Source organism: Fervidobacterium sp. 2310opik-2, from assembly GCF_011057735.1.
GTDB classification, from domain to species: Bacteria; Thermotogota; Thermotogae; order Thermotogales; family Fervidobacteriaceae; genus Fervidobacterium; species Fervidobacterium nodosum.
In genome coordinates this window covers 1-24,963 of sequence record NZ_LNGG01000005.1, presented here as the reverse complement: position 1 = coordinate 24,963, position 24,963 = coordinate 1, and the positions used below count along the sequence as shown (strand labels likewise).

General features: G+C 36.6%; 23 protein-coding genes, 2 tRNA genes and 1 CRISPR repeat array. Of the genes, 5 read left to right on the top strand and 20 right to left on the bottom strand.

The genetic code is table 11. The features are described from left to right. Positions 1-22: 22 nt before the first annotated feature. From AS161_RS02675 to AS161_RS02655, 5 genes are read left to right on the top strand one after another with little or no spacing between them, the layout of a single operon-like run. Complete coding sequence (locus tag AS161_RS02675; RefSeq protein WP_049751095.1) at positions 23-1,720, top strand: ABC transporter ATP-binding protein; 1,698 nt, start codon at positions 23-25, stop codon at positions 1,718-1,720. Further along, a complete protein-coding gene (locus tag AS161_RS02670; RefSeq protein WP_164541709.1) occupies positions 1,720-2,592 on the top strand; it encodes a radical SAM protein in 873 nt (290 codons plus the stop codon). The genes AS161_RS02675 and AS161_RS02670 overlap by 1 nt, the downstream gene beginning before the upstream one ends. A gap of 34 nt (positions 2,593-2,626) precedes the next feature. After that, a complete protein-coding gene (locus AS161_RS02665) occupies positions 2,627-3,394 on the top strand; it encodes a flagellar biosynthetic protein FliR (RefSeq protein ID WP_164541708.1) in 768 nt (255 codons plus the stop codon). Positions 3,395-3,420: 26 nt separating this feature from the next. Further along, complete coding sequence (flhB, locus tag AS161_RS02660) at positions 3,421-4,557, top strand: flagellar biosynthesis protein FlhB (protein ID WP_164541707.1); 1,137 nt, start codon at positions 3,421-3,423, stop codon at positions 4,555-4,557. Then, the gene (locus AS161_RS02655) at positions 4,554-5,333 is read left to right on the top strand and encodes a hypothetical protein (protein ID WP_011994124.1); all 780 of its coding nucleotides are present in this window, start codon (positions 4,554-4,556) and stop codon (positions 5,331-5,333) included. Before flhB ends, AS161_RS02655 begins: the two co-directional genes overlap by 4 nt. 40 nt (positions 5,334-5,373) lie before the next feature. Here AS161_RS02655 and AS161_RS02650 read toward each other — a convergent pair. The 20 genes from AS161_RS02650 to AS161_RS02555 form a co-directional block, all read right to left on the bottom strand. Then, positions 5,374-5,450, bottom strand: a tRNA-Met gene (locus tag AS161_RS02650). Between the two features lie 41 nt (positions 5,451-5,491). After that, positions 5,492-5,581: transfer RNA gene (locus tag AS161_RS02645), tRNA-Leu, on the bottom strand. A 35-nt stretch (positions 5,582-5,616) separates the two neighbouring features. Further along, positions 5,617-7,341: a phospho-sugar mutase gene (locus tag AS161_RS02640; protein ID WP_164541706.1), complete on the bottom strand. Its 1,725-nt coding sequence runs from the start codon at positions 7,339-7,341 to the stop codon at positions 5,617-5,619. A 39-nt stretch (positions 7,342-7,380) separates the two neighbouring features. Further along, positions 7,381-8,145: an SIMPL domain-containing protein gene (locus AS161_RS02635; protein ID WP_011994122.1), complete on the bottom strand. Its 765-nt coding sequence runs from the start codon at positions 8,143-8,145 to the stop codon at positions 7,381-7,383. A gap of 134 nt (positions 8,146-8,279) precedes the next feature. Next, the gene (locus AS161_RS02630; protein WP_164541705.1) at positions 8,280-11,492 is read right to left on the bottom strand and encodes a DUF3201 domain-containing protein; all 3,213 of its coding nucleotides are present in this window, start codon (positions 11,490-11,492) and stop codon (positions 8,280-8,282) included. A gap of 191 nt (positions 11,493-11,683) precedes the next feature. After that, positions 11,684-11,935 (bottom strand): hypothetical protein, encoded by a 252-nt coding sequence (locus AS161_RS02625; protein ID WP_011994120.1) that lies wholly within the window; start codon positions 11,933-11,935, stop codon positions 11,684-11,686. A 24-nt stretch (positions 11,936-11,959) separates the two neighbouring features. Further along, positions 11,960-12,472: a peptide deformylase gene (gene def, locus AS161_RS02620; RefSeq protein WP_164541704.1), complete on the bottom strand. Its 513-nt coding sequence runs from the start codon at positions 12,470-12,472 to the stop codon at positions 11,960-11,962. Continuing rightward, the gene (surE, locus tag AS161_RS02615) at positions 12,450-13,229 is read right to left on the bottom strand and encodes a 5'/3'-nucleotidase SurE (RefSeq protein WP_164541703.1); all 780 of its coding nucleotides are present in this window, start codon (positions 13,227-13,229) and stop codon (positions 12,450-12,452) included. Before surE ends, def begins: the two co-directional genes overlap by 23 nt. A gap of 17 nt (positions 13,230-13,246) precedes the next feature. Then, positions 13,247-14,335: a flavodoxin-dependent (E)-4-hydroxy-3-methylbut-2-enyl-diphosphate synthase gene (gene ispG / locus AS161_RS02610; RefSeq protein ID WP_011994117.1), complete on the bottom strand. Its 1,089-nt coding sequence runs from the start codon at positions 14,333-14,335 to the stop codon at positions 13,247-13,249. A 34-nt stretch (positions 14,336-14,369) separates the two neighbouring features. Next, positions 14,370-15,857, bottom strand: a complete 1,488-nt coding sequence (locus tag AS161_RS02605) for a site-2 protease family protein (protein ID WP_011994116.1) — start codon at positions 15,855-15,857, stop codon at positions 14,370-14,372. Next, on the bottom strand, positions 15,841-16,953 hold the full coding sequence (dxr, locus tag AS161_RS02600; protein ID WP_164541702.1) for a 1-deoxy-D-xylulose-5-phosphate reductoisomerase: 1,113 nt from the start codon (positions 16,951-16,953) through the stop codon (positions 15,841-15,843). The genes AS161_RS02605 and dxr overlap by 17 nt, the downstream gene beginning before the upstream one ends. Further along, positions 16,932-17,543 (bottom strand): thiamine diphosphokinase, encoded by a 612-nt coding sequence (locus AS161_RS02595; RefSeq protein ID WP_164541701.1) that lies wholly within the window; start codon positions 17,541-17,543, stop codon positions 16,932-16,934. The genes dxr and AS161_RS02595 overlap by 22 nt, the downstream gene beginning before the upstream one ends. Before the next feature lie 14 nt (positions 17,544-17,557). Then, a complete protein-coding gene (locus AS161_RS02590; protein WP_011994113.1) occupies positions 17,558-17,998 on the bottom strand; it encodes an SRPBCC domain-containing protein in 441 nt (146 codons plus the stop codon). Between the two features lie 15 nt (positions 17,999-18,013). Next, entirely contained in the window at positions 18,014-18,892 is an 879-nt protein-coding gene (locus AS161_RS02585) for a deoxyribonuclease IV (RefSeq protein WP_011994112.1), read from the bottom strand. A 14-nt stretch (positions 18,893-18,906) separates the two neighbouring features. Then, the gene (locus tag AS161_RS02580) at positions 18,907-19,350 is read right to left on the bottom strand and encodes a GNAT family protein (protein ID WP_011994111.1); all 444 of its coding nucleotides are present in this window, start codon (positions 19,348-19,350) and stop codon (positions 18,907-18,909) included. A gap of 24 nt (positions 19,351-19,374) precedes the next feature. Then, entirely contained in the window at positions 19,375-21,117 is a 1,743-nt protein-coding gene (gene abc-f, locus AS161_RS02575; RefSeq protein WP_011994110.1) for a ribosomal protection-like ABC-F family protein, read from the bottom strand. Between the two features lie 36 nt (positions 21,118-21,153). Beyond that, positions 21,154-21,993 carry a DMT family transporter gene (locus tag AS161_RS02570; protein WP_011994109.1) on the bottom strand — a complete coding sequence of 280 codons (840 nt, stop codon included), beginning with the start codon at positions 21,991-21,993 and terminating at the stop codon, positions 21,154-21,156. 298 nt (positions 21,994-22,291) lie between these two features. After that, entirely contained in the window at positions 22,292-22,534 is a 243-nt protein-coding gene (locus AS161_RS02565) for a hypothetical protein (RefSeq protein ID WP_164541700.1), read from the bottom strand. Between the two features lie 150 nt (positions 22,535-22,684). Beyond that, positions 22,685-22,903, bottom strand: coding sequence for a hypothetical protein (locus AS161_RS02560; RefSeq protein WP_164541699.1), 219 nt, complete (start codon positions 22,901-22,903; stop codon positions 22,685-22,687). Then, positions 22,900-23,250 (bottom strand): hypothetical protein, encoded by a 351-nt coding sequence (locus AS161_RS02555; RefSeq protein ID WP_164541698.1) that lies wholly within the window; start codon positions 23,248-23,250, stop codon positions 22,900-22,902. Before AS161_RS02555 ends, AS161_RS02560 begins: the two co-directional genes overlap by 4 nt. Positions 23,251-23,323: 73 nt before the next feature. Then, a CRISPR array of direct repeats spans positions 23,324-24,729; the repeat unit is 29 nt; unit sequence CTTTACATTCCTCATAGTTCAGATAAAAC. Positions 24,730-24,963 lie beyond the last annotated feature (234 nt).

Below are 24,963 nucleotides of genomic sequence, written 5' to 3'. Positions count from 1 at the left end.
TTCGTTCCCTTATTTCCATTTAATGATTGTCGCTATACTGATAGTCATTACTTTGACTTATCTTACACTCATGCCTCCACAAATCGTTCGAAAGGCAATTAATACTTATATACTTTCCCAGGAACTGTCCGCAGCGGATAAGCTTGCAGGTATCTCAAGACAGGCTTTGTTATTTTTAATTGTTTCTGGTGGTATATTTCTCTTTGAATATTTGTCTATCTTTGTTACGACTTACATAGGCGGAAAAATCGTTTACGATATTCGAAGACAGCTTTATGACCATATACTTAGACTTCCAATGTCGTTTTTCGACAGACATCCCAGTGGGCAGATAACAACGAGAATAACGAGCGATACGCAGAATGTCCAGGAGTTTTTCACCTCAGTTATCACAAGTATTATTAACGATGTTTTTCTATTGACTGGTGTTATTATAATGATGTGGAGTATAAGCTCCAGGCTATTTTTGGATATCATTTACGTATTTCCACTTATAATAATCGCTATGGTAGTGTTTAGATATTTTGATATAAAAGCGTACAGAGCCGTTAGGGCTGGTATTGCGAAGATAAACGCGTACATTGCTGAAAATCTTGCTGGAATGCCTGTAACAAAACTTTTTAATGCTGAAGAGTTTAAAAGAAAAGAATTTGATAAAGTTAATAGAGAATTGTACAAATCACGTATGAACCAGTTGTATGTATTTGGTATATTCAGGCCACTGATAAACTTTCTTTATTACCTCACCATGTCTTTGATAATATGGTTCGGCTCAAAGTACATACTAAACAAAGTTTTGAATTTCGGTGATTTATTTGCTTTTGTTTCGTACATCGACACTTTCATGAGGCCAATAGAAGATTTGTCAGAAAAGTACGATATCATACAAAACACAACGGCAAGTGCGGAGAAGATATTTGCACTACTTGATGAGCCAACGGAAGAAATTCATACGCAAGGGAATGTATCAGAAATAAAGGAAGGCAAGATAGAATTCAAAAACGTTTGGTTCACGTATGACAATGAAAGATGGATATTGAAAGACGTTAACTTAAAATTCCATCCCGGAGAATTAGTCGCTATCGTTGGTGAAACTGGCGCAGGTAAGACTACTATAATGAACCTTATAAACGGTATGTACAGAGCACAGCAAGGAAGCATCTTGATAGATGATGTCCCACTTGAAATGTACGATTTACAAATGCTTAGAAAACAAGTTTCCGCGGTCCCTCAAGATGTTGTTTTATTCAGTGGAACATTGCTTGATAATATAAGACTATTCCACGAAGAATACTCGGAAAGTGATGTTTATAAAGCACTTGAGAAGGTTCAGGCGTTGGATATCATTGAGAGACTTCCGAAGGGTGTTTACACGGAAATTGTTGAGCGTGGAAAAGGTATATCTGCCGGCGAACGACAACTGATTGCCCTTGCAAGGTCTGTACTTTTCGGTGCAAAGATATTCATATTAGACGAAGCGACGAGTAACATCGATGTTGAAACAGAGCACAGAATCCAAAAAGCAGTCAGAGAACTATCAAAAGAAAACACGGTAATAATGATTGCTCACAGATTGTCAACAGTTGTCGAAGCTGACAGAATAATAGTCGTTGCTGATGGTCAAATAGCTGAGGAGGGTAAACACCTTGAACTTCTCAGAAAACGTGGAGCGTATTATAGACTGTACGAGATACAATTTGCAAAGGAAGGTATAGCGTAATGGTTCTAAGAGCTTCATTTTGGACTTGGAAACTTCTGAACGGCGAAAAAATTCCAGACGAAATGCCAACCGCCTATCTCATGTTAGACGGTGATTGCTTATACGATTGCGCTTATTGCACACATGCAAAAAGCTCGAAGACAGACCCTTCTTACCTTTCGAGGGTTACATGGAAAGAAATTAATATCGAGAATTTATTGGCTAATACAAAACTGTTCAAAAGAATATGCGTCCAAACGGTAAATTACAAAGCATATGCAAAAGACATACTCAGTTTAGTTCAAAAAATAAGGGAAATAGACAAAGAAGTACCTATATCCGTTTCAACGCGTGTCGCGAATAAACAAGAATTAGATACATTTATGAATTCTGGAATTGACCAAGTTGGGATAGCGATAGATATTGTAAATGCAAACTTGCATAGGCTTTACAGAGGTTGGCCCATTGATTACACATTAGAATTAATTAGTTATGGAGCTTTGAAATACGAAGGAAGAATAACAACGCACATCATAGTTGGACTTGGCGAAAACGATATGGAATTGTACGAAATCTTCAAAAAGATGAAAAGTTTAAACGTCCAGATAGCGTTATTTGCATTTACACCTGTTAAAGGCACGAAATTAGAAAAGTCGCCCCAACCAACACTTGAAAGATATAGGAAAATCCAGATTCTCAGATACATAATGTTTGATAAAAATCAAGAGCCAGAAATTAAATTTGACGAAAACGGGTACATATCTGATATAAAATACGAACAAATTCCAGACATCCAAAACGCATTTTTAACCTCAGGTTGTACTCACTGCACAAGACCATATTACAACGACAAACCTACCAACAAAGTGTTGTATAATTATCATAAGGGATAAAACATACGCCTCCGAGAATTAATTGGGGTGAAGCATGGACATTTACGCACTGCTTCAAAGATACGCGCTTAGCTGGGGGCTTATTTTAACAAGGCTCACAGGAATGATGGTTATAGCACCTATGTTTGCTGGATTTTCACTACCATTAGAAATAATGGTAGTTTTGCTTTTGGCTCTCAGTTACGTAACATTACCTATGGTAAATATAATGGTTCCGATAACTTTACCGATATCCACATTAGTCATATCCCTGCTTTTTAATTTCTTTATAGGCTTTGTCATAGGTTTAATGGCTTACACAATCGTAGGTGCGGTCTATATTGGTAGTGAAATTTTCGGTATACAATCTGGTTTTAACGTAAGTGGCTCACTCGATCCAACGATGGAAGAATCCCCCATTACAAGTGAGTTTGTCTACCTTATATCCATTTACGTATTTGTTTCCTTAAAAGGACATCTAATTATCTACTCAAGTGTGGTAAAATCGATAGAGAAATTCCCGCTTGTCATAACGGACATACCATTTAAAGAAATAAACAGCCAGTACTTTGAATTATTTATGGATGCGTTTATTTTTTCGCTCCAAATTGCACTCCCGATCATCGGCTTAATGTTTTTAATCAACGTGCTCTTTGGAATACTATCACGCCTTGTTCCTCAGATGAACGTCTTTATGGTTGCAATGCCAGCGAGTACCATGATAATGTTTTTACTGTTAGTTACCATGATACCTGTGTGGATTGAGATGATTACTAGAATGATTTACAAACTTGAGCCGTATATTAGTAGATTATTGAAATAGTTTAAAAATTAGGAGGTATAAGTTTTTTGATATCAAAAATTGAAAAATTTGAACCGGTTAAATTAAGCGTAAATAGAATAGATAGAATAGATATACAACTCTTCGCAGACCCTGACAAAACAGAGAAAGCGACACCAAGAAAGCGTCAGAAGGCACGCGAAGAAGGTCAGGTCCCAATTTCGAGGGAATTGGTATCTGGTCTTGGATTTCTATTTGCTTCCATGGTTTTTCTTTTACTTGGGAAAAGGTTAATCGACGCACTTATCACAAGTACACAGAGTGTTTTTGAAATAAGTGATAATGATATAAGAACTCTTGAAGACTTTATTATATACGCATCTCAGACATTTAGACCAGCATTCTTAGTTGTTGCCATTCTTGTCTTAGGAACCGCGCTTTTTTCACTTATTATAGGACTTTTACAGACAAGATTTTTATTTACTTTCAAACCATTGAAAATGGATTTAAATAGACTTAACCCCATCACTGGATTAAAGAGAATGTTTTCTTTAAGGTCTTTATTTGAGCTTTTGAAAGCTATTTTGAAACTCGCGATAATTGGTTTCGTTGGGTACAGTGTGATAAAGGGTAATTTTGATAAAGTTTTATTGACTGTGGATAGCAGTTTAATTGATGGAACCTTAATTATGTGGGGTGTGCTTTCAGAATTAATAATAAAATGTGGCATAGCACTTATAGTAGTTTCCATAGCGGATTATTACTACTCAAGGTACGAATACGAACAAAACATCAAGATGACTAAGCAAGAAATAAAGGAAGAGTTTAAAGAAATAGAAGGTAATCCCGAAATAAAACGTAGACAAAGACAAATAATGATGCAGTTTGCAATGCACAGAATGATGCAGGAAGTTCCAAAAGCTAGTGTTGTTATAACGAACCCGACACACTTTGCCTGCGCTCTAAAATACGACCCAGAAGAAGATTTCGCTCCAAAGCTTGTAGCTAAGGGAGTAGATAAAGTTGCGTTGAGGATAATAGACATAGCAAGGAAGAACGACGTACCAATAGTTAGAAACCCAAGACTTGCCCGTGAGATATACTACAGCACAGAATTAGGTGATATAATACCAGAGAAACTTTACAAAGCGGTTGCTGAGGTATTAGCATACGTTTATACATTAAGAGAGGGAAGAATCACGTGAAAGTATACTTTGACCCAAATATTTCATTTAATGAATTGATCGATTACTATGCGCCTATAATAATAGATATAAACGGGAAGAAATTCATTGATTTGCACTCAATGAGCATAATTAACTTACTTGGTATAAGTTACAGTTTCAATACCACTGAGGAAATGTTTGGAATGATATTTTCTGTTTTTGAATTCGATAACACTAATATTGATATTCCTACAGATAATTTAATAGAACTAAATGAAGAAAATTTCGAAAAATTCAAAATTTCAAATTTGATTTCACTTCAGCAAATGTACCAAATGGCCTTTCCCGGTCAATACGTATTAAAACTTGAAAACACGCCAAACAACCTTGAATTTTTGGTATCGCTCTGTCCGCAGTATGTATTAGACAAAAAAGAATACTTTCAGAATAAAGAATTTGAAATACTCCTTGAAATGGTTATCTTTTTAGAACTTAAAAAGTTTGCCGAAAGGACAAATGTAGATTTTTCAATGCCACAGCCATTTATATTTATTTTCGACCTTTCCAAAGTCAGTCTTGAAAAAGCTCACATACTTATTGACGAAATTCAAAAATTGAATAAAATACTCACAAATAAAGTAGATGCCATCTATGAATATGCAAAAGATAAAATAAAAGCACTTGAAAAGCTATTCCAAAGTATAGATAGAAAATCATTTTCAAAGTTACTTTACATTTTTGCTTCTATAGACGACATTATTTCCGATCTTCAAGTGCTTAAAAACTTACTTTCGGAGATAGAGAAAATAGAATAGAAAAAAGAAGGCACTGGTTAAACCAGTGCCTTCTTAGTTCTGGTAGCGGGGGTGGGATTTGAACCCACGACCTTTGGGTTATGAGCCCAACGAGCTGCCAGACTGCTCTACCCCGCGACGTATAATGTATCTCAATAAGATTCCAAATTGCATCCATCTGGTGCCGGGGATCGGAGTCGAACCGACACGGGGATTCGCTCCCCAGCGGATTTTAAGTCCGCTGCGTCTGCCAATTCCGCCACCCCGGCTCCGATGGATATTATATCTCTATAAATTTGTTTTGTCAAGCTTCGTTTATTATTTTTAATAGAGTGTCTTTTATCAATGATAATTTTTTCTTTGATTCTGTCTCTATTTTATCGACTGTGTAAATGTAAACTTTAAGCTTTGGCTCTGTTCCAGATGGTCTTATAGCATACCAAGAGCCATCACTTAGGAAGAACCTTAATACGTTGGACTCTGGGATATGTTTTTCTACTTCACCAATGACATTGCCGTTTCTGTCGTAAACCTTTCTTTCTTTGTAATCTATGTATCCTACTAATTCAAGAGGACCTATTTCTTTTGGGAATTTCTTTCTGAAAACTTCCATGATTCTTCTTATCTTTTCCATACCTTTTAATCCTTCATATATCATTGAGAAGTTGCCCTCAAAATAGTATCCGAACTTTTTGTAGAGTGATTCAAGGACATCTACCAATGTTTTTCCTTGTTTTTTGTAGTAAGCTGCCATTTCGGAGATTAACATGGACATCATTACACCGTCTTTATCACGTACAAAATTACCTGTGACATACCCTATACTTTCTTCGTACCCAAATTGGAATGAGTACTTGTCTTCGAGCATGTTCTCAAGTCCGCAGATATTCTTGAAACCTGTAAGTGTTTCAAAAGTCTCTACACCATATTGCTTAGCTATCAATTTTCCAAGGTCCCCAGTAACAATGGATTTTATTATAATTCCATTTTTTGGCAATAAGCCTTTTTCTTTCCTTTGTGAAAGCAGGTACTCAATGAGCAACGCTCCTGTTTGGTTACCGTTGAGTGGTACGTAATCTCCATTGTGTTTTACCATAACCGCGTTTCTATCTGCGTCTGGGTCTGTTGCGAGTATTAAATCTGCGTCTTTTTCTTTCGCGTATTTCAATGCTAGGTCAAATGCCTTTAGATCTTCTGGATTTGGATATTCAACAGTTGGAAATTCGCCATTTGGTTCTTCCTGTTCTGGGATTATCGTGAAATTAGTGAAACCTCTTTTTGTGAGAATATACCTTACAAACCTTCCGCCAGTCCCGTGGAGAGGTGTGTATATAATCGATATGTTTTTATCTATATTCTCATCGTTAAGTGATAAGCCAAGTACTTTCTCAAAGTATGCTTCGTCTATCTCTTTCCCAACTATCTTGATTAACCCCTTACTAATCGCTTCGTCGAAATCCATCTTTTTAATTTTTCCAAAATCATCTATCTTCCTTATGTTTTCTTCAATAGGTTCCGCTATATCATCCATTATCTGGGAACCTTGTTCCCAGTAAACTTTGTAACCGTTGTATTCTGGTGGGTTATGACTTGCCGTTATAACTATTCCAGAAGCGGTTTTTAAATGCCTAACGGCGTAAGAAAGTATAGGAGTTGGTCTGATATCGTCGAATAGATAAACTTGGACACCATTTGCCGCTAGTATTTGAGCTGTAGTCCTTGCGAATTCTCTTGACATTCGTCTTACATCGTAAGCTATAACAACACCGCGTTTTGCGTATTCTTCTCCTCTGCTTAAGATATACTCAGCAAGGCCTTGCGTAGCTTTTCCAACCGTGTATATATTCATCCTGTTCGTTCCTGCGCCTATCTTACCTCTCAGACCAGCTGTACCAAATTCAAGTTCAAAAAGAAATCTTTCCTTTATCTCTTCATCGTTGTTAGCAATAGACCTTAATTCATTTTTTGTTTCCTCATCAACATGAGGGCTTTCAAGCCACTTTCTGTATTCAGCCATGTAATCTCTCATCAGTTCTACCTCCCTTTAGATGTACTTTTCAAAATTTTACTATTTAGCTTCAAACACAACATTCACAGTTACCATTATTTCTTTTTCCAAAGTTGATGTGTCGTATGAGCCATAATCACTTATTTCAACACTATTCGGGGCAAGAACTTGTACAACACCACTTCTCGCGCTAAGGACTTTTCCAACTTTTAACCCACCGCTTTTCGCAATTTCTTCCGCTCTTCTCCGTGCGTCCTTGACGGCTTCCGATAAGAGTTGAACTCTTTTTTCTGGAAGTTTTGAGTAATAATACTCAACAGGGAAAGATTGGAAAGCGATTCCTGTATCCAAAATCTTTTGGATTATACTCTTCGATTTTTGAGCTATATGTTCTACATCCTTTGTTTCCACGTATATTTGTTGAGTGAGTATGTAGAACCGTTCAGTTTGACGTTCTGGGTCAACGTAAAGCTCGTTTACACTAATTGCGGAAATTGTTATCTCATCTTCCGATATACCATTTTCTTTAAAAATCTCGAGCACATTTTTTTCAAAAGATTTTATCAATTTGAATCCTTCTTCAAGTTTTGATTCTGTGACCTTTACAGAATAATTCGAAGACCATTTCGCCAAATCCGATATTACGCGTTCCCTTGCAGAACCTGTTACAGTTAATGTTTTTTGAGGAATTCTCGATAGATAGAAAAGATAACCGAAAATTGACATTCCAATTATGAACGCCAAGCCTAATATGATACTTGCGAAAAACAACGGACGTTTAAATATTCCTACGTTATTCATGTCCTTTGCGTTTTTTTCCACCATGCCAATCGCCCCCCTAAAGTTGAAAACAATTTAGAATCATAGATATTATAGCACAACATTCGCTTTGATGATTAAAACAAAAAAGCTACCAGAAATTATCTGGTAGCTTTAATCCTTGATTTTTGAAATGGTTTTTAATCCAAGTAAACTTCTATCTTTTCTATTTTCAAATTTCTTACCATTTCTGCATATGGGTTTTCGATTTTATTGTTGTTTAAAGTTATTTTTTCTCCATCTTTTGTATGTAGTACTATCTTTTGTTTTTCTGGATTGAGTTTGTAAGTGTCTTGTTTTGAATAGTTATGGTAAATCACTTTGCATTTGCCAAGGAAGTTGAATGATACCGTGCCGTTTTCATCAAAGAGCCAAGAAGGTAACGCTGGGTTGAAGGTAAGTATCAATTTTCCATTTTCATATCTAAATGGCTTTTCACCGATGAACATAAGCTTCCAAATGCTTAAAAATTCTGCGGTTGCTCCGGATAACCTTGCGACGAAACCGTTACCATGCACGGATTCGTCTGGATTTGCGCTACTCGCTATAAATGAAGAATTTTCGAGCGTGCTTCTACCATACACAGCTGGGTCTAAGAATGGTATGAAAACATTCTTGAAGTCACTGTAAAATTCATCGTATAAGCCGGCTTTTATCACTTCTAGCATGTATTTGTACTCCATATGTAACCATATGGATTCGTTTTCAAGCCAACCTGGTGTAAACGCTTTCGCCCTACCTATTTCAATTGGCTGATCGCTAAGCGACGCGTTAACTTTGTACATCTTAAGCTTTTCATCAAATAACGGGCTTTCTTTGACTTTATGATAGACATTTCTAAGAAATTCTTTACCTTTGTATATCTTGTAAACTTTGAATCCCCTAACGATACCTTCCAAAAATAGAGGCATTTTCTTTTGCTTGAATTTGAGTACTTTAACGTACTTTTGCCCATTTTCTTCGCAAATTATTTCGTATTTTTCAGCCTCATAGTAATAGTAAGCGGGCATAATACCGTTATTTTCTTCTATCGCTTTGTCCAAAGCTTTTAATAATTTATTTCTCAGCTTCTCAAGTCTTTGAGCGAGTTCTTCGCTCTTGCATTCGACTTCTTCACCAGTAAATCCATATTTTGTTTCTTCACGGTATTTTTCCCTTAAATCAGATATATCGTTCCAGTACTTGTAATTTTTAATTTCTAGGTCCTCGTTTGATTTTTCAAATTCTTCCACTAATTTTACTTCTTCATCAATCAATTTACTTACCTCAATTGGCAATAGCACAGCCTTTCCTTTGTAATTGTTAAGTTTTTCTATAACGAAATTCAAAAGTCTAACGAGTTCGAAAGTTTCGTTGACAGAAGAGCCAAATAGTCCCGGTAAGCCGTTGAGCGCATCATACCAACCAGGTTTTCCAGCCTCCATTTCAATTCCAACACCGCACGGGTCTGTGGTTGAAAACTTTATAGCTGCAAGATTGATAAGTTTGGAAATCAACGTTGTTCGATAAATTTCACCTGTGCCTTTAGATATTCTCATAACGTTCTTGTATTCGTTTCTTGACTCGATTAGCTTTCTTTTTTCTTTATCTTCGACAAGAGAATTGTACTGTCTTACCTTTCCATCGACGTAAACGTACCTTCTTTCTCGTGGTAAGACTACCATGTAATTATCGTAATACGTGTAATCTTTATCATCGAAAAGAAGATTTTCCTCCCTATCGGGATAAATCTCTAAATAGCTTTCTATAAGGGCAAGGTTGTACGTCCAATGGTCTGTCCAGAAACCTTCACCATGTACAGCGTCTGTTTCTTCATCTGATATCTCGATAATACGTCTTAGGAATTCCTCCTCGTCAACTTTGAGTGATATATTCTCTCTTTCTAAGAACATAGAAACCTTTCCAGGTGTGAACGTGTTTTTCGATAGGAATTCTTTAACTCTGCTGGTGTAATTTTCTTCGACAAGTTCATCGATTATTCCAAGATTTTCAGGTGATATTTTGTACCTGACTCCGTTGATTACAAGTGGATTGTATCCATCGGTTTGTATAAGGTTCATGAAGAATTTTACATTGTACCTTTCAATGAAAGGATTGAAATAAACGTCGTTTCTTCTGTTTTGATTGACATCTCTGTAGTTTCCATTTCCGCTTGAATAATATTCAGGAAGAAGCACAAAATAGTTATAGTCTCTTTCTAAATCCCCGTGTTTCCTTGAGTATATATGATAAACTCGTGGTTTTTCACCATTTTTGAAAACTATAGGGTAACCACCTCTAAGAAGGTTATCAAGGTAACTCTGCTTGGAATATTCATTGAAAAGTTTTGAAGACGTCTCTGTATCGATATCGCGCGTAATTTCTTTGATTATCTCATTTCCTTCGATGTATTTTTCTTCAAAATACTTTGGATTGGTAAATTTAGATTTATACTCATCAAGTACTGAAGTATCTGGTGCATGACCTGTTACGGAATAAATCTTTATACTCTCACCAGGTTTTAGTGTTACAGAAACAGGCGCGAATGCGCACGGTACTTTATTTGTTTTTATTTGCTTTCTATTTATTAATTCACTCAATGAAACATCAGCGAACACACTTGGATAATCAAAAGACGTGTTGTAACCAAATACAAGGTCTGTATCTATTATCATCTTCGCATGTGTTGTTTCATTGTTATTCTGAATAACCGATGTGTAAAAATTCCCTTCAGAGAATTCTTTTACTTCAACTGTATCTTCCGTAGAAGAACGCATTTTGAAAATGGGAATCCCACTCTCGAGGTTGTAAACTTCCATCCACGCTTTTAATGTGTTACCAACGTGCTTAAGTCCATAATCGTTAATCCCGTAAGGTATAACCGTTGGTAAGCCGTCTAAGACCTCGAGTTGTTTATCACTATCTGAGGTATTTTTAAGTGTAACTATCCTTACCAAAGCGGCGATTTTCTCTTGTGAAAGTGTAAAGTAAAGTACGGAAGTCTCTATACCTTTTTCTTGGTTTGTTTCAACCAATTCAAGCTCGTTTATACCGATGTGCATCTTTTGGGAAACAGCCTTATTTTTTGGATATTGGAATGGTTCGTATATCATGCCTTTTTCTTTTATAAACGTTCTAAAACCATGCGTAAATACAGTTTGATAGCTTCTAAAAGCAGGGTGAAATTCCATTATTGGGTTGTCTTTGTGGGCAATACCAAAAGAAGCAATCCCCTGACCTCTGTTGACGTAAAAGACCCACAGCGGAATGCCTTTTTTACCGGCTATTCCCGGTAGGAAACTTGCGAATGGTTTAGATGAATTGTAATTTTCAATAACGAATCTTTGTTTTTCATCGAAATAGTAATTTTTCATAAGTTAAGCCTCCTTTAAACAAGTTCAGGTTTTCAACTTTAGAATGATTATATCAATGTAACTTGTTTCGTAAAAAATGTGTTTTTGTTTAATGGGAGTATTATATTTGCGTTGAAAATAAAAAAACGTCGGGATTTCTTCCCGACGTTTAAAAGCTTACAGTTATTTCTAGCTTTCAGATTTTCTAAAAGTTACTCTTCATGCCCAACTGATTTAAGCCATTCTTTTATATCCATCCCAGTCCATGCCATGACACGCATCTCTGTAATCGCGGTTTCGATAATGTTGTTATAGAGCATTTTAGCTAAGAAATCGTTTGACCTCTTTAGCTCATCAAGAAAATCTTTAAGGTCTTTTTCCGGTAACCCATTTACGCTGATTTTTTTGTTAAGAATATCGAGTTCATAATCTATGGTGAACGTCTTCTTAACTTTTTCCGTCATTTAACCCACCTCCAATTATTTTGTTCACTTTTTTCCTTTACTTTCTTTATTTTTCCTGCTTTCCTCCATTATTTTTTTCAATTGTTGTGCCAAAGCTGTTCTTGTTTTTGAATCTAGATGGTCTATGAAAAGTACTCCATCGAGATGGTCATACTCATGTTGAAAAATTCTCGCTGGATAACCTTCCAAAAGCTCTTCATGGTAGGTTCCGTGTTCATCTTGGTATCGGACTCTAATCCACTTGTGTCTCAACACATCAGCAAAAACACCAGGAACGCTTAAACACCCTTCTTCTCCTAATTCTTTTTCTTCTGACTTTTCTATGATTTCAGGATTGACTATCATCTTAAAACCGCTTCCATCGTCCATTCCAAAGAATCTTAGAGATATACCAACTTGTGGTGCAGCGAGCCCGACGCCATCTTGTTCGTACATCGTCAATTTGAATTCCTCAATTATCGCTCTTACTTGAGCAAAATCTGTTACCGACTGAGCCTTTTTTCTCAGTATAGGATCACCTAAAATTCTTACCGTCACCGTATATTCCCTCCAATTCTTTAAGTAACTCTTCGTTTGTCATAAATATCGTTATGGGAGTTACGGAGATATACCCTTCCTTAAGCGCTTTGTAATCGGCTTTTGGGTCGGGATCATCCTCGATTATATCTCCCAACATCCAATAGTAATCTTTTCCATATGGGTCTATTCTTTTTTCGAAGTAATCTTCGTATCTTCTCTTGCTTTGTCTTGTCAGCCTCCAACCTTTGATTTGTTCATACGGCACTGAAGGTACGTTTATATTCAAAGCTGTAAATCTTGGTATTCTTTTTACATCGAATTCTTTCAAAAAATTCAATAAGAATCTCGCACCTGTTTCGTATATTGGGTCTTTGAAATCAGCCACGGAAATAGCTATCGATGGTACTCCGGCTATCGCTCCCTCCAGTGCACCACTGACTGTTCCAGAGTAAACAACATCCGTTCCCAAATTTTCACCACGATTTATACCACTTATCACAACATCTGGCATGATACCCTTGTCTTTGTATATAACGTCAAGTCCTATCTTAACACAATCTGCGGGTGTACCTGAGACTGCGTACATCTCGAATGGCTCGTTTATATCCAACTTCCTTGCCCACAGTGGAAATCTCAACGTTATACCATGCCCCACAGCGCTTTGCTCTGATTCGGGAGCGGAAACAACAACGTAATGCTCTTTACTCAAATATCTGGCGGCGCATAATATACCTGGTGCTGTCACGCCATCATCGTTTACAAGCAGGATGTTCATCCAACCACCTCTTGAAATCACCAATTTCTAAAATTTCTATTACTCGCTTTCTCTTCTATAACTTTTTCTACGTACTCTTTCAATTTCTCCATTCCCATTTCATACGTAAAAGTTCCAACAATCTCACCTTTGTGGAAGACCACTACTCCTGATTTTGTACCAGCTATACCTACATCTGCCTCTTTACCCTCACCTATTCCATTAACAACACAGCCAAGCACAGATACAGTTATCTCTTCATCAATATCCGAAAGCATTTTTTCAACTTCCAAAGCGACATTTTCAACGTCAAATACAGTTCTCGAGCATGTTGGACAAGCTACGATATTTGGTCCTTTCCGTAAATGCAGGAACGTTAACAACTTTTTAGCCGCTATAACCTCGTTTACAGGCGCTCCAGCTATAGATATTCTAACAGTATCAACAAGCCCTTCTAAAATCAATACACCCAAAGCTATTGAAGATTTTATCAGCGAATTGTACAATGTTCCCGCTTCCGTAACGCCAACGTGGAGCGGATAATCAACAAGTTTTGCGATGTATCTATTCGCCTCAATCGTTTCCAATACATCGGAGCTTTTTACGGATATCACTATATCTTCAAAACCGTATTTCTCTAAAATCTTAACTTCTCTTAATGCCGCCTCACCTAACGCTTGAGCCTTTGGAAGATTTTCTAAATCTTTTGGCAACGAGCCACTATTTGCCCCTACTCTTATCGGGACTTTGTATTCCTTTGCAGCTCTGACAATCTCTTCAACTTTTGACTCATCACCTATATTTCCCGGATTAATCCTTATCTTATCAATCCCATTCTTAATAGCTTCAATAGCGATTTTGTAATCGAAATGAATATCACCAACCACTGGAATACTTACTCTCTGTTTTATTTCTTTAACTTTCCTTGCGCTTTCCAAAGTTGGAAGTGAAATCCTTACAATCTCACAACCCGCTTTTTCAAGCTCATTTATTTGATTAATAGTCGATTCTACGTTCTCTGTATTAGTGTTAGTCATTGATTGAATAGAAATCGGATGACCACCACCGATGAACGCGTTACCTACTTTAACTACCCTTGTTTCACGTCTTTTAATAACCGTATCCATACTTTATCATCCCTATTTTAAAAATTTATTTGAATTATCTAAAAAATCTTCCAATATCGATAAACGTTATGAATATCACAAGCCCCAATAGTATAAAGAAACCTATCGTATGGATTATATTCTCAACATTCCTATTTATCTTCTTCCTAGTAATCATCTCGATTAACGCGAATACTATCCTTCCACCATCGAGTGCTGGCAGTGGGAACAAATTGAATATACCAAGGTTAATTGTTATCACAGCGACGATGGTGAGAATTGTTTCAAGACCAATTTGCGCAGCTTGTCCTATTATCTGTACCATTCCAACAGGTCCTGTGACATCTTGAATGTTCTTCCCAACGAATATACCGGGTAATGTTTTCCAAATGTACAACGCTAATCTATTACTTCTTGCGATTGCTAATTTTATCCCTTCGATACCCCTTGGTTTTAACCTTGTACTTCTTTCTTTTAAAGCACCTGGCGTTGAAAGTGCTTCAAGTAATTTTGATTTATCCAAGACGATTTCCTTAATTTCACCATTGGAAGTTGAGTACACAACTTTTACCCTTTCTGGAAGAGGTTTTACAACGCTTTCAACTACGTTACCATTCGCTACCACGTATAACTCATCGGGTTTCAGATTAAGAGCTGTTACAAGGTCGAGTAAATCTGTGCCACTTTGGATTTTCATATCTTCAACTTGCAGTAGATTATCTCCGACTTTGAATGGTTCAACATCTTTAGCGAAAACATTTGAAAATTGGCCGTAATAAATACCTATCGTGTATCTTTCAGGCAAAGAATTTAGACTATCTATAACACAATTAAGCTCTCCTGCTTCAGATTTTATCGTAACTAGCTCTTTCTTGTAATTTTTAACATACGTTTCAAACTCTAAATTATTTACCGTTTCTATTTTTCCGCCTATATCACCACGCACATCTTTTAGGTAAAGATAATACTGGGCGTTAGAAAGTTTTGGTGTGACCACTAAATTCATTCTCTGCCCATCTCTAAGAATCTCAAGTTCTATAGCTCTTCCCTTTCTTATTGAATCGGTCATATCGACCGTATCAAATATGTACTTACCATTTAACTTTAAAACGATATCTCCATCTTTCAAACCTGCCTCTTCAGCTGCCGAGTTAGGGATTACTTTATCGATGATTATAGGTGTATATCCCCATGCGGAAATGATGATTACAAAAAGCAAATATCCCGCTAATATGGAAAATAAAGGTCCAGCAAATACAACAAGAAATCTCTTCCATGCGGATATTCCATACAAAGAATCTGGGTCTTCCTCTTCAGATGGGTCTTCACCTTTCAAGCGAACATACCCACCAAGTGGGAATATGTTAATCCTGAAGTCTGTTTTTTTACCTTTCTTTCTAAAAATCTCTGGTCCAAATCCAATCGCAAATTCGTGAACCTTTACACCGAACAGACGGGCAAAGAGAAAATGCCCAAACTCATGTACAACAACAATGAACATGAATACTGCTAAGAAAGAAATTATGTTAATTAATACAGTCATATAAAACCTCCTCTGTTATTTTTCTTGATAGTTCGTCAACTTTGTAAACATCTTCGAGTGAATTAACTGTTATGGCCCTTTTTTGCACCTCTTCTACGGTTTTAGTTACTATTTTTTCAATTTTACCAAATAAAATCTTTTTTTCAAGGAAATATTGCACAGCTATCTCATCTGCGCTGTTGAAAGCTATACGTTCCGCGAGTCCCCCTGATTTTGCAATTTCAAGTCCGAAGAAGAAGAGAGGATAACGCGCCTTCTCGACAGGTAATAACCTCATATCAAATTCATCAACTTGAGCTACATATGAAGTATATTCTCTTGAAGGGTAAGTCAAAGAATAAGCGATAGGAACACGCATATCTGGTTTACCCGCGTGAATTTTTATCGTTCCATCCTTCAAAAATACCATTCCGTGGATAAAGCTTGATGGATTAATGTAAACTTCTATCTTTTCGTATGGTAAATCGAATAACTCATGCGCTTCAACCACTTCAAAAAATTTATTCACCATCGTTGCGGAATCAACGGTTATTCTTCCACCCATATTCCACGTTGGATGTTTTAAGACTTCTTCAGGTGTGAGGTCCGCTATTTTATCTAGTGGTAAATCTCTTACAGCACCACCCGATGCGGTTATAACTATATGGTCTATATGCGGTTCGTATATTTGAAATATAGCCGAATGTTCACTATCTACTGGAACAATCTCAACGTTATTCTTTTTAGCTAATTCTTTTACAAACTTTCCAGCGCACACCATCGACTCTTTCGTGGCAAGAGCTATTCTTCTTGTGTATTTTAAAGCTTCTATTGTGGCTTTAACTCCTTCAAAGCCCGGAATCGCACAAATAGTTATATCAGGCTTAGTCATTTCCAATAACTCGCCTATACTGTCAACTCTTCTTCCGACCGATAACTCAGCGCCACCATGGTAAAACTCAACATCAAACTTTTGAACAATCTCTTCAGCCATTTTTTTATTCTTTCCAAATGATATCCCAACCAATTTGTAATTTTTCAATTTGGATATAACATCAACGCTCTGAGTTCCTATCGAACCTGTTGCACCCAATATCACAACGGTCTTTTCTTCCAACGTATGTACACCACCTTACCACTTCTAACATTGACTTTAACGTTATTTTCCAAAGCTTCATTACTTACACCTATTGGAGATGTTATACTCATCTTACCATCGAATTTATACTTAAAACCAGAAATCGAGAAATCCGCTTCACATAAAGGAATGAAAGACCAAGTTTCATCTCTAATGGCTTTTAAAGAATGTTCTCCCGTGCTAAGCACACCAATTTCACAATTATCAGCTACCGCGGTTATATTTTCATATTTACTCATCAAACCTATCATAGCAATAATCATATCAATTCTCTCGCCTTGCCAATTTAAAATCTCAATCTCCGTTGCCCCGTATTTCAACGCGTAATTTATTGCGAGTTCCAAATCTGTTTCATCCTTTTCGTGAGGGTATACTTGTATCTTGACACCTTTTGACTGGAAATATTCAATAGACTCGTCTGATATAGAATCTAAATCACCGATAATAACATCAGGAAGTAAATTTCTTCTTCTCAATTCTTCCGCTCCACCATCCGCTGCGATTAACATCTCACCTGTGATAAACATCGTACCGTTTGATACGCCGTTCAAAACAATCGTTGCTTTCAAGCAAATTCCCCCCTTTATATAACAATTAATCCTTTCTCTATGTAAATCTTCGCGAGCAACATCATCTGCCCCCAACCGTAAGCACAACCATACCTTACATGGAGCTCTTCCTCATCTTTTACCAACGTTCTATCCTTGACAGTCACTATCGTTTCGTTATCTCCGGTTGGTTGGAAGTGCATCTCAACAAACGAACGGTAACCATCTTCGTATTCGTACCACCAGAAGGAAAACAACCGTTCTTTAATAACACTAACTATTTTTCCATTGTCCGTTACAACTTGTCCATCGGTTAGCCTGAACCACCTAAAATAAATCTCACCGTCTTCAGAAATCTTCATACCATCTGTGAACCATGGGTCCCAACCGTTTGGATTATAGAAAACTTTCCACACTTCACTAACTGGTGCATTGAACCTCTCACTAAATTCCATCTCTTGAGTGTTCAAACTCAAAATACTCAACTCCTTTTAATTTGGCGCTTCTATCGAATCATATATTTCTTTAATCTTCGCAATATCTTCGGCATGTTCCGGGTTATCTCCAGGGGTCTCAAGAAGCAATGGCAAAGATGAAAATACTGGATTACTCAGAAATACCTTCAACCCTTCAACACCCAAATTACCATTTCCAATATTTTCGTGCCTATCTTTATTTGAACCTAAAGTATTTTTCGTATCGTTAAGGTGGACAAATTTAATCCTACCAATTCCCACTTCTCTATCTATCTCTTCCAACAACTTTTTAATACCTTCCGGTTTAGTTACATCGTACCCCGCGTCGTACCCGTGGCATGTATCGAAAGTTAGACCTATCCTTTCAGGATACTTACACTGCTCTATAATCCTCCTCATCTGAGAAAAATTGTAACCTATATTCCCACCCTTCATTACCACATTCTCAAGCATTATATGTACACTCTTTTCCTTTTCCATAACCAAATTCAGTGCCTTAACAATCCTCTCAATTCCGACTTCTTCACCTTCACCAAGGTGACTTCCAGGGTGAATGTTCAAATATTTTATCCCAAGTTTTGCGCAAATCTTCATCTCTATTGCGAGTAACTCAACCGATTTTTCCCAGACATCATCTCTTGGGCTTGCTACGTTAACAAGATATCCCGAATGGCACAGAAAGTATTCTGGATTTAAATTGTACTTTTTTACGTCCCTGAGAAAGTGTACTACATCATCCTCATTTGGTAACTTGGCATTCCACTGCCGTGGATTGTGTGGGAATATCTGGAATGCATTACCACCGATTTCTATTGTTTCTCTTGGAACTCGAGCAAATCCACCACCTATAGGCATATGAGCACCGATTATAAGTTCTTTATCTTTTTTACTCACAATTACACCCCCAATTATATGTCCTCTCTCAACAACCCATACACAATTATATCCCAAAATCTCGAATTATGAAATTTTGCTTTCCTAAGCCTGCCTTCTTGGATAAATCCAAGACTTTCCAAAATTTTAATCGAAGCCGTATTGTACTCGTACACTTCGGCGGTTATCCTGTTTAAATTCAATTCATTAAACGCAAAATCAATAGCCTTTTTCACCATCTCTCTACCCAAACCTTTGCCACGATACTGTTTTTTCAAAAAATAAGTCATGTAAGCGTTTTTATTTACCACGCGCACATCAAATTCAACAAAACCAATTTCCTCGTTTCTATCGTTGATTTTGAATACAAGCAAAACAGGATTAGCCTTTATCATCCTGCGCTCTGAAAAAAATGGTAAATCATCTTGTGATAATTCGAATTGAAAACGATCTGAGATTATAAACCTCAAATCATCCATACAAACACCTCGAAATCACCATTTTCATTCTCCAACAGTCTTTTCTAATTCTGAAATTTTAACTTTCAAATTTTCCATCTCCTCCAAAATATTTAATTGCTCTTCCTCAAGTTCTTGCTTTTCTTTTGTTAAATTCATTAACTTAACGTAATCATTTAAATAAGACATCTGAGAATCTATTTCATCTATCCTTGAGCTTATCTCTTTCTCTCTCTGCTCAAGCTCTTCTAACTTCTTCTTAGAGCTTTTTAATTGATTTTTCAATTTCTTTTTCTCTTCAAAATCAATATTCTTAACTTTCTCCTCTTTTTTCACCTGCTTTGCGAAAAACACAGGCTCATCAACTTCTATAATTTTACCATCCTTTATACTCAAAAACCTATTACACACATTCCTAATCAGTTCCAAATCGTGTGATACGATAATAATACCACCTTTGTATTCTTTCAAAGCATCTTCAAGTGCCTCGACAGTTTCAAGGTCCATATGGTTTGTAGGCTCGTCCAAAATAAGCAGATTAGGCTTTCGAAGAAGTATCTTTGCAAGCGCAAGAATTTGCCTTTCTCCACCGCTTAATGAATCTATCGTTTTAAATACATCCTCACCTTTGAAGCCAAATCTACCAGCATATGCGCGTATAACGTAATCAGGCTTATCTGGCATCTCATCGAATATCTCATCAAAAACGGTATTTTCCAAATCTAACTGGTCAACAAATTGGTCTACATAAGCCACATTCACCTTGTAACCGTAATTTACACTTCCAGAGTACGGTATTTGATTTGTGATTATCTTTAGCAAAGTTGTTTTACCAGAACCATTCGGACCGACAATCGCTATCTTATCTTTCTGGTACACTGTAAAAGAGACATTTTTCAATAAATTATTCCAGCTTACATCCTTAACTTCCAATACCATATACCCTGTATTTTCAGGTTCAGGTATGCCTATCTTCTTTTCCTCTTCCTCCAAATAAAGATTTGGCATATTTTCAAGTTCCTCTAACATCTTTTCGAGCATCTTCTCTTTACTCTTCGCCTGCTTAGTAAATTTCTCTCTTCCCCACTTTTTGTACCTATCGATAATCGTTCTAAGCCTTTCAATTTCCTTCTGGATATTTGCAACTTGACGACGTTGTGTTTCCATTATCCTTTGCCTTTCAAGGTGGTATCTATCAAAATCCATATCGAAAATCCAAACGCGCTCATTATTTATCTCCCAAAACTTATCACACACACTCCTTAAAAAATCCCTATCGTGGGATATAATTATATACCCACCTTTGTACGATTTGAGCAAACTCTTAAGGAACTCTATACTCTCAATATCGAGAAAATTAGTTGGCTCATCGAGTAAAAGAAAATCAGGCTCTTCTATAAAAAGTCTCCCCAATTGCAATCTTGTCTTCTCTCCACCGCTAAAAGTTGAAATATTTCTATTCCAATCATCCTCATTGAACCCCAAACCCTTCAATATACTCCTAACTTGCCTTTGCTTTTCCGGAGTATCCGCCACTTGTGAATAATACTCAAAAGGCGTCGACGCATCAAATGTCCTGTACTGGTCCATATACAGTACTTTACCTGAAACATTAATCTCTCCACTGTAATCTTTGAATATACCAGCTATCGCTTTTAGCAAAGTACTCTTCCCGCAACCGTTTTTCCCCATCAAACCTATCCTATCTCTTGGAAAAACTGTGGCGTTGAAATTTGAAAACAAATTCTTCTGTGGGAATGCGATTGAAAGCTTATTTATGCTTATCACTTTTACTCTCTCCTCTCACACGCTATCACCCTTAATTCATTTTTCTTTTGTTTCAACAACTCCCATAATAATCGACACCATCATCAATATTATACCAACTCCCTGCAGGAGAGTTATTCTCTCATGCAAAATAATCATGGAAAGAACCATTGCAAAAACGGGTTCACCGACGAATATAAGTGCTGAAATGTTACTCCCTACAACCCTTTGGTATTTTGCCTGAATTATTATCGCAACAATCGTGGCTGTTACTGCGGTAAATGCGGCAACACCAAGCGCAGGTAAATTAAAACTCCAATTTGGCTTTGTATAGAAAAAATTAAGAAAAGTATTTAAAAGGGCAACTGTAAGAAATTGCGGAGTAAGCAAACTATACTCACTTGTTTCCTTTGAAAAATGCGTGATTAAAACAACATGCAATGCGTACATAACACCACAAATAGTGGTTAGAAAGTCCCCAAAATTGAAACCAGTCAACCCACCGCTGCTAAGCAAATACATACCAACTATCGCACCAGCAAACCCAACAACTTGTAATGGCTTAATCTTCTCCTTTTCAATCAAAAAAGAGAAAAACGGCACAATAACTATATAAAGAGAAGTTATAAACCCACTTTTTGTTGAGGTCGTGATAGTCAATCCCCACGTTTGCGTTGCGTACGCAATCCCCATAACAACACCAAGAATGACTCCACGTTTCCAATCAGACTTTCGAAACATAAAAGCAGACAAAATAGTCGCTATCCAAAACCGAACGGCATTGTACAAAAACGGCGAAACTTCTTCTACAAGAACCAACTTCTGAATAGGAAAAGTCAACCCCCACAGAAACGTAAGCACAAGAAGCCAAAAAACAGCAACGAACTTCTTATTCAAAAACAACTCCCCCTTTTCTTTTTCACTTTCTCAAACAATTATATACTAAAATTCACTTTTCTTGAATAAAAAATACCCTTGCACAATTATATGCGCAAGGGTGTTTGGGAATGCTTTTAAAACGTTATAAAAAGTTTAAATTCCTATATTTTAGATAAAACTCTGCCTACTTTGCTCTTGCCTCCAATTCATCATTTTTTACATTCATCATAGTTCGATAAAACACTAATTCCCAAAAGTATTTCTTTTGTTTGTCGCTTGACTTAGCTGCTTGCTTATTCTTTGTTTGCTGTGTCGATTATTGTATTACTTGTTTTTGCGTTGGTTGTGCTTGTGCTGCATAAATTTGCCCTGGCTCATAGTCTTCTAAATTTTGCGTAAATACATTTGATGTGCTTAAGTTATTTAATACTGCACCAACGTGACTTCGTTTCTTAGCTATCTTGATTATCGTATTTGCGTTGTCAAGTGGAGTCTGTTTCCAGTGTACTTTTTCATCGCTTGTTGCAACGCCATATCCAAATACCAATAACTCTGCCATCTTGTGTTCTCAGTTCACAACAGAATTTATATATAACAAAAGTTCTTTCTTCGATTGATTTTAATTCGATAAACTCAGGTATAAGCCCAAATAGTTCGATAACTTTTCTGCGCCTGATTTGTGCAATGATGGATTTTGGTCAGGTGATTTTTATCTTGCTGGAAAGCCGTAGTCAATGTTCTCTTCCAAGACTTCTTTTTGTAACTTCCTAAACATATCATACCTTTGCTTTAGTGTGCTGACCATATCATCAGTAATGTACATTAGAATGTTTTGCTGTGTTGATTCTTGCGTGACTGGTACAATATCTTGCGGTGTCTGTTCGTTTGTTGTTTCAACGTTTTCCGTTACCTTTGTTTTTTCTGTCATACTAATTTCTCCTCCTTTTCCTTGCTGGTAATTTCACACAATTCATGGTAATCCTCTTCTGCCATCTGTTCCATTATCTTGCGCTCTTCTTCTGTTGCTTCTGTCAGTTCATTGGAGAATATTACATAGTGACCAAGTACTTCTATATCGTTTTCATTGAGCAATATTTTCATATATGCCAATTCACGCGGTCGTACAAAATACCCGTCTTTGTGCTTGCCCCGTCTTTGTATTGAGTCTGCCGTGATATAAAACGTTTTACCATACTTTTTTAATTCATTGAATCTTAACCTGCGCCTAAATAATTTATAGGTTTTCTCACTCACCAAAAAATATGCTCTGCGCATATTATCCCTCCCATCATATTTTTTTAAATCGTATAGTGTATTCAAGTAATATTTTTTTGTCTTTGTTGTCGATCTTTACATTCCTCATAGTTCAGATAAAACCTAAAATCGTTGAAACACTTTGAAGATATTGAGCTACTTTACATTCCTCATAGTTCAGATAAAACTTATTTACTCCACTTGAATGTAACTGCCTTACAATACTTTACATTCCTCATAGTTCAGATAAAACACCTTCGAATTTAATGGATTTGAGAAAGCTTCGCTACTTTACATTCCTCATAGTTCAGATAAAACTGGAAGATACGTACAAAAAGAGTATAGACCAGATCTCCTTTACATTCCTCATAGTTCAGATAAAACACAAATATCGAAAACACACAAATCGAGATCTTAGAAGACTTTACATTCCTCATAGTTCAGATAAAACGGTGTCTTTGAAAAATGAATATTCCGCACAGACAGAACTTTACATTCCTCATAGTTCAGATAAAACATGGGGGTGACGATGACGATGAGTAAAGAGACAAAACTTTACATTCCTCATAGTTCAGATAAAACTGCTTGAGGATGAACTCGAAGAGGCGCAAAGAGTTTTCTTTACATTCCTCATAGTTCAGATAAAACGTGAACCATCTCTATAGATTGTGATACCTTTAATAACCTTTACATTCCTCATAGTTCAGATAAAACACTTGTTGCCGTCACTATAGTATACAACATATATATACTTTACATTCCTCATAGTTCAGATAAAACAGTATCCAATCGACTAGAAATAGCCTGATCCAAAGCTCTTTACATTCCTCATAGTTCAGATAAAACAATATCAGTGAGACTTTGAACATTTCCCCATTCTTCCTTTACATTCCTCATAGTTCAGATAAAACGAAGATTTGACGGTGAAATCTGGATGATGTTTTTGTTCTTTACATTCCTCATAGTTCAGATAAAACCGGACCTATCGGGTATACTTTTTAACATTGACACTTCTTTACATTCCTCATAGTTCAGATAAAACGTGGTGTTGTCGCATCACGTGTTAGATTAGACAGTACTTTACATTCCTCATAGTTCAGATAAAACAATATGAAAGTTGGCGACAAGGTCATTCTTGCGGGCTTTACATTCCTCATAGTTCAGATAAAACCATATTATATACAAAAAGTGTATTAGAAAATTTACTCTTTACATTCCTCATAGTTCAGATAAAACAAAAGGCCGCGGCAAGAACCGCGGCAAACAATAAAGCTTTACATTCCTCATAGTTCAGATAAAACTTATTTGAAAAGTACAACGAAACAAAAGACGTATTTCTTTACATTCCTCATAGTTCAGATAAAACTTTGATTGTCACGCCACTTAAAGTAATGCCACTTGCCTTTACATTCCTCATAGTTCAGATAAAACTCTCAGCTGAATTTGTTGAGAATTACACGGACAAGCAGACCTTTACATTCCTCATAGTTCAGATAAAACTTTTTCATGTTAATCCCTCCTCGTATAATAAGTTCGGTAAAAATTAAAATTGGTCTTTGAAAATTGAATGCATATTTTTTAACACCTCTGGTAAAATAGTTTCAGGTTGCCCCTCCTTGAGACTTTGTTCTCTTAAATAAGATTGCCTAACTAGAGTACAGCTTTTTACTTGCCGGAAAATGTTTTGCCTCGTTTTCTTATGTACCGCGAGGTTGTAAGGCTGTACTCAATCCG

Excerpts from the sequence above, each read along its gene's own strand:
- AS161_RS02675 (WP_049751095.1), top strand. The coding sequence starts at position 23 with ATGATTGTCGCTATACTGATAGTCATTACTTTGACTTATCTTACACTC.
- AS161_RS02670 (WP_164541709.1), top strand. The coding sequence starts at position 1,720 with ATGGTTCTAAGAGCTTCATTTTGGACTTGGAAACTTCTGAACGGCGAA.
- AS161_RS02665 (WP_164541708.1), top strand. The coding sequence starts at position 2,627 with ATGGACATTTACGCACTGCTTCAAAGATACGCGCTTAGCTGGGGGCTT.
- AS161_RS02640 (WP_164541706.1), bottom strand. The coding sequence starts at position 7,341 with ATGAGAGATTACATGGCTGAATACAGAAAGTGGCTTGAAAGCCCTCAT.
- AS161_RS02635 (WP_011994122.1), bottom strand. The coding sequence starts at position 8,145 with ATGGTGGAAAAAAACGCAAAGGACATGAATAACGTAGGAATATTTAAA.
- AS161_RS02630 (WP_164541705.1), bottom strand. The coding sequence starts at position 11,492 with ATGAAAAATTACTATTTCGATGAAAAACAAAGATTCGTTATTGAAAAT.
- AS161_RS02625 (WP_011994120.1), bottom strand. The coding sequence starts at position 11,935 with ATGACGGAAAAAGTTAAGAAGACGTTCACCATAGATTATGAACTCGAT.
- surE (WP_164541703.1), bottom strand. The coding sequence starts at position 13,229 with ATGAACATCCTGCTTGTAAACGATGATGGCGTGACAGCACCAGGTATA.
- ispG (WP_011994117.1), bottom strand. The coding sequence starts at position 14,335 with ATGGATACGGTTATTAAAAGACGTGAAACAAGGGTAGTTAAAGTAGGT.
- AS161_RS02605 (WP_011994116.1), bottom strand. The coding sequence starts at position 15,857 with ATGACTGTATTAATTAACATAATTTCTTTCTTAGCAGTATTCATGTTC.
- AS161_RS02580 (WP_011994111.1), bottom strand. The coding sequence starts at position 19,350 with ATGGATGATTTGAGGTTTATAATCTCAGATCGTTTTCAATTCGAATTA.
- AS161_RS02565 (WP_164541700.1), bottom strand. The coding sequence starts at position 22,534 with ATGGCAGAGTTATTGGTATTTGGATATGGCGTTGCAACAAGCGATGAA.
- AS161_RS02560 (WP_164541699.1), bottom strand. The coding sequence starts at position 22,903 with ATGACAGAAAAAACAAAGGTAACGGAAAACGTTGAAACAACAAACGAA.
- AS161_RS02555 (WP_164541698.1), bottom strand. The coding sequence starts at position 23,250 with ATGCGCAGAGCATATTTTTTGGTGAGTGAGAAAACCTATAAATTATTT.